This is a genomic window from Streptomyces sp. NPDC107454, assembly GCF_055582885.1.
The window spans coordinates 1-11,727 of the sequence record NZ_JBVJPA010000001.1; the positions used below are offsets into that span (position 1 = coordinate 1).

The 11,727-nt window shown below is 72.2% G+C and carries 9 protein-coding genes, 1 tRNA gene and 1 pseudogene; 5 read left to right on the forward strand and 6 right to left on the reverse strand.

Features of this window, described 5'->3' with window-relative positions:
- Positions 1 to 172: pseudogene (locus ACZ69M_RS00005) on the forward strand (IS701 family transposase); the annotation flags it as partial.
- A gap of 173 nt (positions 173 to 345) precedes the next feature.
- Here ACZ69M_RS00005 and ACZ69M_RS00010 read toward each other — a convergent pair.
- Both ACZ69M_RS00010 and ACZ69M_RS00015 read right to left on the reverse strand, forming a co-directional pair.
- Positions 346 to 1,749: an amidase gene (locus ACZ69M_RS00010; RefSeq protein ID WP_470045686.1), complete on the reverse strand. Its 1,404-nt coding sequence runs from the start codon at positions 1,747 to 1,749 to the stop codon at positions 346 to 348.
- A 20-nt stretch (positions 1,750 to 1,769) separates the two neighbouring features.
- The gene (locus ACZ69M_RS00015; protein ID WP_470046307.1) at positions 1,770 to 2,693 is read right to left on the reverse strand and encodes a D-2-hydroxyacid dehydrogenase; all 924 of its coding nucleotides are present in this window, start codon (positions 2,691 to 2,693) and stop codon (positions 1,770 to 1,772) included.
- Positions 2,694 to 2,975: 282 nt separating this feature from the next.
- Between ACZ69M_RS00015 and ACZ69M_RS00020 the strand changes: the two genes are divergently transcribed.
- The 3 genes from ACZ69M_RS00020 to ACZ69M_RS00030 all read left to right on the forward strand — a co-directional run bounded on the left by ACZ69M_RS00020 (position 2,976) and on the right by ACZ69M_RS00030 (position 6,029).
- Positions 2,976 to 3,758, forward strand: coding sequence for a maleate cis-trans isomerase family protein (locus ACZ69M_RS00020; protein ID WP_470046308.1), 783 nt, complete (start codon positions 2,976 to 2,978; stop codon positions 3,756 to 3,758).
- Positions 3,755 to 4,486: a maleate cis-trans isomerase family protein gene (locus ACZ69M_RS00025; protein WP_470045687.1), complete on the forward strand. Its 732-nt coding sequence runs from the start codon at positions 3,755 to 3,757 to the stop codon at positions 4,484 to 4,486. The genes ACZ69M_RS00020 and ACZ69M_RS00025 overlap by 4 nt, the downstream gene beginning before the upstream one ends.
- 448 nt (positions 4,487 to 4,934) lie before the next feature.
- Positions 4,935 to 6,029, forward strand: coding sequence for an LLM class flavin-dependent oxidoreductase (locus ACZ69M_RS00030; protein ID WP_470045688.1), 1,095 nt, complete (start codon positions 4,935 to 4,937; stop codon positions 6,027 to 6,029).
- A 41-nt stretch (positions 6,030 to 6,070) separates the two neighbouring features.
- On the opposite strand, the gene ACZ69M_RS00035 is transcribed toward ACZ69M_RS00030, so the two are convergent.
- Positions 6,071 to 8,140, reverse strand: coding sequence for a putative bifunctional diguanylate cyclase/phosphodiesterase (locus ACZ69M_RS00035; RefSeq protein ID WP_470045689.1), 2,070 nt, complete (start codon positions 8,138 to 8,140; stop codon positions 6,071 to 6,073).
- Positions 8,141 to 8,724: 584 nt separating this feature from the next.
- Here ACZ69M_RS00035 and ACZ69M_RS00040 point away from each other — a divergent pair.
- Complete coding sequence (locus ACZ69M_RS00040) at positions 8,725 to 10,158, forward strand: M6 family metalloprotease domain-containing protein (RefSeq protein ID WP_470046311.1); 1,434 nt, start codon at positions 8,725 to 8,727, stop codon at positions 10,156 to 10,158.
- A 69-nt stretch (positions 10,159 to 10,227) separates the two neighbouring features.
- Here ACZ69M_RS00040 and ACZ69M_RS00045 read toward each other — a convergent pair.
- The 3 genes from ACZ69M_RS00045 to ACZ69M_RS00055 all read right to left on the reverse strand — a co-directional run bounded on the left by ACZ69M_RS00045 (position 10,228) and on the right by ACZ69M_RS00055 (position 11,504).
- Positions 10,228 to 10,301 (reverse strand) — tRNA-Lys (locus ACZ69M_RS00045).
- Entirely contained in the window at positions 10,292 to 10,927 is a 636-nt protein-coding gene (locus ACZ69M_RS00050; RefSeq protein ID WP_470045690.1) for a bifunctional DNA primase/polymerase, read from the reverse strand. Before ACZ69M_RS00050 ends, ACZ69M_RS00045 begins: the two co-directional genes overlap by 10 nt.
- A 193-nt stretch (positions 10,928 to 11,120) precedes the next feature.
- A complete protein-coding gene (locus tag ACZ69M_RS00055) occupies positions 11,121 to 11,504 on the reverse strand; it encodes a hypothetical protein (RefSeq protein ID WP_054232844.1) in 384 nt (127 codons plus the stop codon).
- Positions 11,505 to 11,727: the final 223 nt, after the last annotated feature.

The following is an 11,727-nucleotide window of genomic DNA, read 5'->3' on the forward strand; positions in this document are numbered from 1 at the left end:
GGCCATGCTCGCCCATGCCTTTCTCGCGGCCACGGCGGCCCAGGCAGCCGAAAAAGGGGATGCAGAAACGGTTTTGGCACCCTGGTTCCGCTCACTGTGGCGGAAGTCCGCCGGCTCTTGGCAACTCGCCCCGCACCCAGGCCCCGCCGGCCGCTTCGTATCCACGCAGTGAGCTGGTCGCAGTGGCGGCGCAGACGGCAAGCCGTCGCCCGCCACTGCCACTACCGGCGACGAGTCCACTCGTTGGAGGGGCGGTCCGGCAAGACCGCCCCTGACGCACCATCAGCCAACTACACTCCGGACAACATCTCTGACCAGGCCAGATAGCGAACCGCTGCTGGAGTACTAGAACCCCGGCGGCGGATCCACCCCCGCGGCGCCCGACTCGTAGAGGGCGTGTGCCGTGCGCAGGACGAGGTCGTCGCGGTGGCGGGCGGCGACGATCTGCAGGCCGACCGGGAGGCCGTCGCCGTCCGTGCCGACCGGGACACTCGCGGCGGGCTGCTGCGTCATGTTGAAGGGGTACGTGAACGGGGTCCACCCCGTCCAGCGGCGGTGGCCGGAGCCCGGCGGCACCTCCACCCCCGCCGCGAACGCCGTCAGCGGCAGGGTCGGCGTCACCAGCACGTCGTACGACTCGTGGAAGCGCCCCATCCGCCGCCCGAGCTCCATCCGGACGTCCACCGCGGCCAGGTAGTCCAGCGCGCTGAACCGGGCGCCCCGCGCGCAGATCTCCCGCAGCCCCGGGTCCAGCAACTCCCGCTGCCGGGGCCCGAGCCGCTGGGCCACCCGGGCCGCACCGCCGAACCACAGGACGTGGAAGGCCTCCACCGGGTCGGTGAGATCGGGGTCGGCCTCGGTGACGTACGCGCCGAGCCCCGCGAGCCGCTCCACCGCCCGCCGCACCGCCGCCGCGACGGCCGGCTGGACCGCGACCTGCCCGCCCAGGGACGGCGAGTACGCGACCCGCAGCCCGCGCACCCCACCCCCAAGGGCCTCGGCGAAGGACCCGTCCACCGGCCCGAGCGCCGACCAGTCACGGGCGTCCGGCCCGCTGATCACGTCCATCATCAGCGCCGCGTCGGCCGCGTCCCGTGTCATCGGGCCCACGTGCGAGAGGGTCCCGAACGCGCTCGCGGGATACAGCGGCACCCTCCCGTACGTCGGCTTCAGACCGAAGATCCCGCAGAACGCGGCCGGGATGCGCACACTGCCGCCCCCGTCCGTGCCCAGTGCCAGCGGCCCCGCCCCGAGCGCGACGGCCGCCGCGCTGCCGCCGCTCGAGCCGCCCGCCGTGCGTGTGACGTCGTACGGATTGCGGGTCACCCCCGACAGCGGCGAATCCGTGACGCCCTTCCAGCCGAACTCGGGTGTCGTCGTCCTCCCGAGGAACACCGCCCCGTGCTCGCGCAGCCGGGCGACGGACGGCGCGTCCTCGTCCCAACGTCCCTGCGGATCAACGGTCTTGGAGCCGCGCAGGGTCGGTCCGCCGCGCATCAGCAGGATGTCCTTGACGCAGACCGGCACCCCGTCCAGCAGCCCGGCGGGCTCACCCCGCCGCCAGCGGTCCGCGGACCGGGCCGCCCGCGCGAGGGCCGCGTCCGCGTCGAGACGTACGAACGCGTTCACGGCCCGCTGGATCTCCACGGCCCTGCGCAACGCCGCCCGCGTGGCGTCCACGGGGCTGAACTCGCCCTTGCGGTAGCCGTCGAGGAGTTGTACCGCGGTCAGCTCGACGAGTTCCGGCATCGGCCCCTCCAGAGGAAGTCTCAGTGCCCCGGTACGTATCCGCGCTTCTTGTCGACCACGTTCGGCAGCGGTCTGCCCGCCTCCCAGCGCTCGTACATCTCCACGAACTGCGCCCCGAGTTCGTCCCGCCAGCCGACCGTGTCCCCGCTCATGTGCGGTGACACGATCAGCCCGGGGGCACCCCACAGCGGGCTGTCCGGGCCGAGCGGCTCGTCCAGGAAGACATCGAGGGCCGCGCCCGCGATCCACCGCTTCGACAGCGCCTCGGCGAGCGCGTCCTCGACGACCAACTGCCCGCGGCCGACGTTGATGAAGCGCGCCGAGGGCTGCATCATCCCGAAGCGCCGCGCGTCGAACATGCCGTACGTGGCCTCGGTGAGCGGCGCCGCCGACACCACCCAGTCGGCGCGCGCCATCAGCCGGTCGAGCTCCTCGGGCCCGTGGATCCCGGTGCGCGCGGTACGTCCCACCAGGGCCGTCGTCACGTCGAGCGCCTTGAGCGTCTTGACGATCGTGCGTCCGATCGGCCCGGAACCGACCACGCACGCGCGCGTGCCCGCCACCCGCTGCGACTCCCGGTGCCGCCACTCCCGCTGCCGCTGAAGGTCCCACGTCCTCGGCAGGTCCTTGGCCATCGCGAGGACCAGCGCGGCGACGTACTCGGCGATCGGCCGGTCGAAGATCCCGCGCGCGTTGGTCACCACCGTGCCGGACGCGGCGAGTTCGGGGCACATGAGGTGGTCGACGCCCGCGCTCGCCGTGTGCACCCAGCGCGGCCGGGGACCCTCGCCGGGCCAGGCGCGGCGCACCGCGTGCGAGGTGAAGTCCCAGACCAGCAGTACGTCCGCGCGCGGCAGCCGCTCGGCCAGCGTCGACTCGTCGGCGTGCTCGATCCGCACCCGGCCGGTGAGTCTGCCGAGGCGGGGGAGCGGCTCGGCGTCCAGGACGAGGAGGGTGGTGCGGGGCCCGGCGCCGGACCCGGAGGCCGGGGCCGACGCGGGTACGGGGCGGGGCGGGCGAGGGAAACCGTTTCGCAATGCGTCCGCTTTCCTGAGTTCCTGAGTTCCTGAGTTCCTGAGGGGACGAACGTGCGGGGTGGGCGGGGGCGGCCGGAGCCGTCTGAGATGCGCGGATTGACCACGCTCGCACCCGAACCTACCTTCGTCAACACGGACGTACGCACGGTCCGTTGCCCCTTCGTCTCCCTTCGTGAGGCCGGTGCTGCCATGGACGTCTCCTTTCTCGGCGGCCCCCGCCCCCAGCGCGGGATCGGCGTCGTCGCCCCCTTCGACTTCGCCCTCGACCGCGAGCTGTGGCGCTGGGTCCCCGACGACGTCTGTCTGCATCTGACCCGCACCCCGTTCGTGCCGGTCGAGGTGAGCCTGGACCTGGCCCGCCTGGTCTCCGAGCACGAGACGCTCGGCGACGCGGTCCGGGCGCTGAACGCGGTCGCGCCCGAGGTCGTGGCGTACGCGTGCACCTCCGGCAGTTTCGTGGGCGGCGTCGCGGGCGAGCGGGCGATGTGCGAGGCGATGACGCGGGCGGGGGAGGTGCGCTCGCTGACCACCTCCGGCGCGCTGCTGGAGGCGCTCACCGAGCTGGCCGCCCACCGGATCGCTCTCGTCACCCCGTACACGGTCTCGGTGACCCAGTCCCTGGAGGAGTACCTCGCCGAGGCGGGCGTCCATGTCACCGGGCGCGCCTTCATGGGCCTGACCAGGCACATCTGGAAAGTTCCGTACCGTGATGTGGTCGACATGGCCCGCCGCGCGGTGCGGGGCGAGGTGGCCGACGCCCTCTTCATCAGCTGCACCAACCTGCCGACGTACGACGTCATCCCCCAGCTGGAGGCGGAACTGCGCATACCGGTGATCTCGGCCAACCAGGTGACGATGTGGGCGGCACTGCGTCACCTGGGTACCCGGGCGGTGGGCCCCTATCAGCGGCTGATCGATCAGTCCGCCCGCGGGGGACCTGTACTGCCGGAAGAACAGGAAGGTTGGGCATGACCGCACTCGGATTCCTCTACCCGGGCCACTCGGCCGAGGACGACTACCCGCGCATCGAACAGCTCCTGGGCAGCGACGTCCGCCTCCAGCTCGTCCACACGGACATCGGGGAGGACGCCCACCGGGTCGACGCGCTGCGCGAGATGGGCTCGGCGGTCCGGCTCTCGGCGGGCGTCGAGGAGCTGCGGCTGTCCGGCGCGGAGGCCGTGGTCTGGGCGTGCACCAGCGGCAGCTTCGTGTACGGCTGGGAGGGCGCCCACGAGCAGGTACGCGCCCTGGCCCGGGCGGCCGGGCTGCCCGCCTCCTCCACGTCCTTCGCGTTCGCGCACGCCGTCCGGGAGGTCGGTGCCCGGCGGGTCGCGATCGCGGCGACGTATCCGCAGGACGTGGCGGACCTCTTCGCCGCGTTCCTTCGGGAGGCGGGGGTGGAGGTCGTGTCGGTCAGGGCCTCCGGGATCATCACGGCGGCGGAGGTCGGGACCTGGGGTGAGGCGGAGGTCCTCGAGCTCGCCCGGGCCGGCGACCGCCCCGACGCGGACGCCGTCCTTCTGCCCGACACGGCCCTCCATACGGCGGCGCACCTTTCGGCCCTGGAGAAGGACCTCTCCAAGCCGGTCCTCACCGCCAACCAGGTCTCGGTCTGGGAGGCCCTACGCCTCGCCGACCGCAAGGTGAACGCCCCCACCCTCGGCACCCTCTTCACCAAGGAGCCCATCATCCAGGTGTAACGCGTCCCGGGGTGCGCACGTCGTCCGCGGGGCGGTGGGGGCCGTTCGCGCAGTTCCCCGCGCCCCTAAGGGTGGGGCTTCGCCCCGCATGCCCCCGCCCGAAGTTCTTCGGCTGACGGCCGGTGGGGGCCGTTCGTGCAGTTCCCCGCGCCCCTGAAAGCCCCGGTTGCCCGGCGTTCGAGGGTGAGGCTCGCCCCCACCCACCCCGGCCCGATTCTTTCAGCCCGTCCGGCGTTTGAGGACGAGGCCGTTCAGGCCGTGCGGGGGTCCAGGGGGCGCAGCGCCCCTGGTGGGGTCTGGGGCGGAGCCTCAGGAGGATGGGACGGGTAGGGGCGGCGGGGGCGAGAGACCCTTCCGGCGTCCCGGGCCGCGGTGGCGGGAATAAGCGGGGACTGTCTCCTGTTGCCGCCGTGAGGACAGCAACACGTACGCAACAGGAGGCACCCCGGTGGACGACACGGACGAGATCCGAGGCACCGCGCAAGGCACCGCGCCCGTACCCCTCTCCGTACTGGACCTGGTCACCGTAGGCGCCGGCCGCACCGCGACCGACGCCCTGCGCACCAGCGTCGCCATCTCCCGCCTCGCAGAGTCCCGCGGCTTCCACCGCTACTGGGTCGCCGAACACCACTCCATGCCGGGCGTGGCCTCCTCCTCACCCGCGGTGATCCTCGCCCACCTCGCCGCCCACACGACCCGCATCCGCCTGGGCTCGGGCGGCGTCATGCTCCCGAACCACGCCCCCCTGGTGATCGCGGAGCAGTTCGGCACGCTGGAAGCCATGGCCCCGGGCCGAGTGGACCTGGGCCTGGGCCGAGCCCCCGGCACGGACGGTGCCACCGCCGCCGCCCTCCGCCGCACGGAGCGCCTCCACGAGGGCGCCGACGACTTCCCCGAGCAGCTCGCGGAGCTGACCCGCTTCCTGGACGACGACTTCCCGGCCGGTCACCCCTACGCCCGCATCCACGCGGTCCCGGGCCCCGTCCAGTCGACCTCCCCGGGCGGCGTACAGTCCCCGCACCGCCCCCCGATCTGGCTCCTCGGCTCCTCCGGTTTCAGCGCCCGCCTGGCCGGCGTGCTCGGCCTCCCCTTCGCCTTCGCGCACCACTTCTCGGCCCAGAACACGATCCCGGCGCTGGACCTCTACCGCGAGTCCTTCCGGCCGAGCGCCGTGCTGGACGCCCCCTACGCCCTGATCGGCGTCTCCGCCCTCGCGACGGACGACGAGAAGGAGGCCCGCCGTCAGGTCAGGGCCGCGGCCCTGAACATGGTCCGTCTGCGCACCGGCCGCCCGGGTCTCGTGCCGACCCCCGAGGAGGCGGAGGCGTACGACTTCAGCCCGATGGAACGTGAGTTCGTCGACTCCTGGAACGCCAACGTCATCCACGGCACCGCGGACGAGGTCCGCGCCGGCCTCGACGACCTCCACAAGCGCACCGGCGCCGACGAGCTGATGCTCACGGGCAACGCCCACGGCGGCGACGTACGCCTGCGCTCGTACGAACTGATCGCGGACGCGTACGGGCTGCCGAACGTGGACTAGGACCTGTTCGCCGTCAGGAACTCGTCGTCAGGAACTCGCGGTCAGGAACTCGCGGTCAAGAGGGCGGAGATACGATCCGGCGCCACCGGGCGGGAGTACAGCCAGCCCTGCCCGGTGTCGCAGCCGATCCCGCGCAGCCGGGTGGCCTGGGAGGCGGTCTCCACGCACTCGGCGGTGACCGTCAGGCCGAGCCGGTGGGCGAGTTGGATGAGGGCCTCGACGATGACCTCGTCGGCGGGGTTGGGGTGGGCGCCGCCGGCACCGCCGTCGGGCCCCTCGTACTGGAAGCCGCGCACGAAGGAGCCGTCCAGCTTCAGGACGGAGACCGGCAGGCGGCTGAGGTAGGCGAGGTTGGAGTACCCGGTGCCGAAGTCGTCGATGGCGATGCGGACGCCCATGTCGCTGAGGGCCTGAAGGGCCTGGAGGGGCCGCCCGGCCGAGCCCATCACCGCCGACTCCGTCAGCTCCAACTGGAGCAGATGCGCGGCCAGACCCGTCTCCGCGAGGATCTCCGCCACGTCCGCGACCAGGTCGGAGTCCCACACCTGCCGTACGGCGACGTTGACGCTGACGAAGATCGGCACCGCGTCGGGATGGTCCAGCTGCCAGCGGCGGGCCTGGCGGCAGGCCGTGGCCAGTACCCAACGGCCGAGCTGCACGATCGAACCGTCTTCCTCGGCCAATCCGATGAACCGATTCGGCGTCAGCGTGCCGAACTGCGGATGGTTCCAGCGGACCAGCGCCTCGACCCCGCGCACCCCGCCGTCCTCCATGCCCACCAAGGGCTGGTACTCCAGGGCGAATTCGTTCCGGTCGATCGCCGCCCGGAGGGTGGAGGAGAGCGCCTGACGGGTCATCCGGTGGGCGTTGCGCTCCGGGTCGAACAGCGTCCAGCGGCCCTTGCCGTCCGCCTTCGCCCAGTACAGCGTGGTGTCCGCGGCCTGCATCAGATGGGTCGCGCTCGTCCCGGCGGCGCGCCGCTCGACGACCCCGATCGACGCGGAGACCGACAGCCGCTGCCCGGACAGGTCGAAGGGCGCCTGCAGTGACTTCAGGACGGACTCGGCGAGGTCGGCCAACTGGTCCGTCCCGGTCGAGTCCTCGACCAGCAGCGCGAACTCGTCGCCGCCCAGCCGGGCGACCAGGGGAGTGGCCCCCCGGGCGTAACCCGCCTCGTCGGCGCAGCGCGTCAGCCGTTCGGCGACGGCCGCGAGCAGCCGGTCGCCGACCCGGTGGCCGAGCGTGTCGTTGACCGCCTTGAACCCGTCCAGATCCAGATAGCAGAGCCCGATGCGGCCGGTGCCGCCCTCCTCGTACGCCTCCGCCTCCAGGGCGGACGAGAGCCGCTCGAAGAACAGCGTGCGGTTGGGCAGCCGGGTCACCGGGTCGTGCATCTGCAAGTGCCGCAGCCGCGCCTGGAGTTCACGGCGGGCGCTGATGTCCGCGATGGACAGGAGTACCGCCTCCTCCCGCGCGGGCAGCGGAGCGACCGTCACCTGCACCCAGAGCGAGTGCCCGTCGGGGTGCTTGAGGCGGCGGGTGCAGCGCAGCCGGGCCTGCCGGCCACGCAGCACCTCGCGGTACGCGTGCCAGGTGCGGGCGTCGGAGGCCAGATCCACCAGATCGGCCGCGATCCGTCCCTCGAGCGCGCCCGATCCGGTGCCGAGCAGCGCGTCGAGCGACTCGTTGGCGGTGACGACCAGGCCCTCGCGGTCGACCACGGCCATCGGAAGGGGCGCGGCGCCGAAGGCGGCACGGAAGGCGCCGGGAGGTGTCGAGGTCCCGGCGGGCGGGACGAGCGCCGCATCGGGGGCGGACTCGCAAACGTCAGGCACGGACTCGGGCGGGTCGGAGAGGGATCCGGGCGTGTCGAGGGGGGACTCAGGCGTGTCGAGGGTGTCGAGGAGTGTTTCCGCCGGGGCGTACGTGCCGGGAGAGGCCTCGGCGCAAGGGGATGCGCCGGGGGGTGAAACGGCGGAGACGGATGCGCCGGGAGGCACCCCGGCGTACGTACGAGGAGACGTACGCGGAGATGTGTCGATGTGACGCTCTGTGACGGCCGACCGGATGAGATCTGCCGTGGGCGTCGGCCCTTCGGACGTTCCGCTCACCGCTCGCTCCCGCAGTGCACTCGTTCTTCGTATGGGTCTCTCGGGTGGTCGGCCGGTGCTGGACGGCCGAACAAGCCGTGTCCGTGCAGGAAAGTGTGCCGATCATAGAGGCTGGTTCCGGAGCCTTCCAGCCACAGTCCAGTGTCCCGGAACAACCACCGGTTCTGACAGATCGTTTCTGCCTGCATCTGGACCGGTTCCTGTGCCTGGCGATCGCATGTGACGTTCCGTGAGTTTTCGGGGTGTCGTTCGGGGTTTCGGCCGCTCATGGTCCCTCACCCGTCTGGTGCAGGCAAACAGGGCAAAGTGTCACGAACTCACCCAGTCTGGGTGCGGTGTCCCGAAAACCGCATCCGGAGGTCGACGTGCCGCGTCAGCGCCCCCTGAAGGGTCTCGCCCGAGAGGCCCGGCGGCGTCGAACCCGTGACGTTTCGCGGGTTCCTGACGTCCTGACGGTTCTCGGCGTGCCGCGGGTCCCCGCACGTCCGGGCGCGCTGTGGGCCGTCGTTCGTCCGGACGCGCTGCGGGCCTCCCTCCGCCAGGGTGCGCCGCGCTGGCGCAGCACCGCGGCCGTGTTCACCTCCATGACGGCGCTGGCGGCGACCTCCCTGATCACGGGCCCCGCACTCGCCGAACCCCTCTTCTCGCCCTGTGCCCTGAGGCGGACCGAGGCCCACCACTCGGAGGGCCTGGACACCTGGAACGCCGACTATCCGCGCCCCACCCGCTCCCTCGACGCGGTGCTCGTCTATCTGTCCTTCCCGGACTCCCGGCCCCGCACCACGCCCGCCGAACTGGCCGCCGACTACTTCCCGGCCACCAGCCAGTTCTTCGAGCGTGCCTCGTACGGCAGGTTCACGCTGCGCCCGCATCCGCAGCGCGACTGGATCCGGATGCCGCACGCCTCCACCTCGTACGCCATAAAGCGCGACTGGAACGCCGCGCGGCGCGGCGCCTATCTGCGTGACGCGGTCGCCGCGGCCGACCCGCAGGTCGACTTCTCCCGCTACGACATCGTCTATTTCGTGGCCGACCCGGACGCGCCGGGCGTCGACTCCGACGCGACGAAGGTCGTCAACCTCGACACCCCCATCGAGGCCGACGGCAAGGACATCCGCCGTGTCGTCACGGTCTTCGAGAAGCACCCGCCGGACCGCCTCGTCCTCGCCCACGAGACGGGGCACGTCTTCGACCTGCCCGACCTCTACCATCGCCCCACCGACGGCAAGGGCGACTGGGACACCTACGTCGGTGACTGGGACCTCATGGGCAGCCAGTTCGGCCTTGCCCCCGACCTGTTCGGCTGGCACAAGTGGAAACTGGGCTGGCTGGAAACGCGCCAGGTGGCCTGTCTGCGGGAGCACGGGACCACGAGGCTGACGCTGGAGCCGCTGGGGTCGGGCCCGGTGACGGGCGGGGCGGGGACGGCGGCATCGGGAGCGCCGGTCTCCGTCGCGAGCGCCGCTGCCCAGGCCGGTCCGCCACCGGCTCCGGGATTCGCGGGGTCGACCTCGGACTCGGAGGGCTCCGCGTCGGGGTCCGGGGGGTCGGTTCCTGGTCCCGGGATGCCCCGCTCAGGCTCCGTCTCCGGGGCGCGGACCTCGGCCTTGCCGGCCCCGGTCCTGCCGGCCTCGGGGGCGGTTCTGCCCACCTCGGTCCCAGGGGCACGCATCTTCGGTTCCGGTCGCGGTACGAAGTTGGCGGTGGTCCGTACGGGGCTCGACAGCGCGCTGGCCTTCGAGGCGCGCACCTCGACGGGCAACGACGGCGCCACCTGCACCCAGGGCGTCCTGATCTACCGCATCCGCAGCGAGGCCGACTCCGGCGGCGGCCCGGTCGAGGTCATCGACGCCCACCCGCACTCCGAGTCCTGCTGGGGCGAATCGGTCTACCCGCCCCTGGCGGACGCGCCGGTCGGACTCGGGGAGAGTTTCACGGTCCCCGGCGAGAAGGTGCGTGTCGAGGTAGAGGACCGGACGGCGTCCGGGGCGTGGACGGTGAAGATCACAACAGGCTGAGCCCGTCGCCCGCGCGGAGCCGGACACGCAAGAAGCCCCTCGCTTTCGCGAGGGGCTTCCTACCGTCTGTGCGCCGCCAGGGACTCGAACCCCGGACCCGCTGATTAAGAGTCAGCTGCTCTAACCAACTGAGCTAGCGGCGCCTGCTGACGTCGTAGACCTTAGCATCCTGATCGGCGGGAGGAAAAATCGATATCCGCACCGCGGCGGAGGCGGCCGTGCGGGCCGCCCGGACGGCCGCCCACACCAGGATCTCGGGCCCCGGAAGCCACGGATGCCGGGTGTCGGGGGCCACCAGCCAGCGGGATGTGAGGTGGGCGACAGGGCTCAGGGCGGGCACGGTCACGGCGTCGCCGACCCCGTGGCAGAGCAGCGGGGGAATGGCGTCGACGCGCCCGGATCCCCCCGGCTCGCCCGCCCCCCACTCCTCCCACTCCAGGAGCGACGGCAGGCGCTGTGCGGTGCCCGGCGCGCTGAACAGCAGCGTCCGCCCGCGGTGCACGGCCACCGGGCCCGAGCCCGGCCCCTCGTCCCACAGCTGGTCGAGCATCCGTCGGCCGAAGATCGCGGGCACGTTGACGATGTCGAAGGCGGTGCCGCAGGGCAGGACGACCGGGGAGGTCGGGCGTTCCTCCCAGAGGATGAGGGTGCTGCGCGGATACGTTCCTGCCGAGGCGAGCCAGGCGGCTCCGTCCGGAGTGACGCCACAGACGTCGAACCGGTCGGGCAACGGGGCGGCGGAGCTTGCCGGATTCCGTGTGCTGCTCATGGTGATGAGATCTACCGTCGGTAAGCACCCGCCCCCCGAGAGTTGCGAAAACCCGGGACAGGACGCCGAGGGAGGAGTACCTTGCCCCGCGGCATATGCCACGCCTTTCAGGCCTTCAGGGGTGCGGGGAACTGCGCGACCGGCCCGGGCGGCGGGGGCGGGAGAACCCCCCGACTACACCGAAACGACCGGCTCACGCATGGTCGCCCACTCCGTGCCCGAGCCCCCGCCCGTCGCCCTCGGCTCCCCGCAGCAGATCCCGCCCGAACTCGATCATCTTCTTCGCATAGTCCTCGGTCCACTCGGCCCGCTCGGCGATCGAAGCCGGCGTAAGCCGGTCGAACCGCCGGGGATCGGCCAGCTGCGCGGCGGCGATCGCCTGGAACTCGAGCGCCCGATCGGCCGCGGCGCGGAACGCGAGCGTCAGCTCCGTGGCCCGTGCCAGCAGCGCCCGAGGATCGTCGATCGACTCGAGATCGAAGAAGTGCTCCGGATCACCGGCCGCCTCCGCGGGCTCGAAGAGCAGGGGCGCGGGGCGTAGCCGCGGTTCGTTCCGACGCGGCGTGGGCTCCGCCATGTCTTCTCCTCCTCGTACGGTTCAGGGGCCCGCTTCGTGGGTGGGCCACCGTCCATTCTCCCCCGTCCGCGCAAGTAGGCCCGCGTGAGCGGACCCGTACAACCGTGCCACCCGGACCCACGGCCGCCCCCTTCGCATCCGCTGTGGATCCATGGGTGGATCTACGGTCGCCACAGCACCCGATGCTCCGCCAGATGCGACAGCACCGCGTGATTGGCCTCCC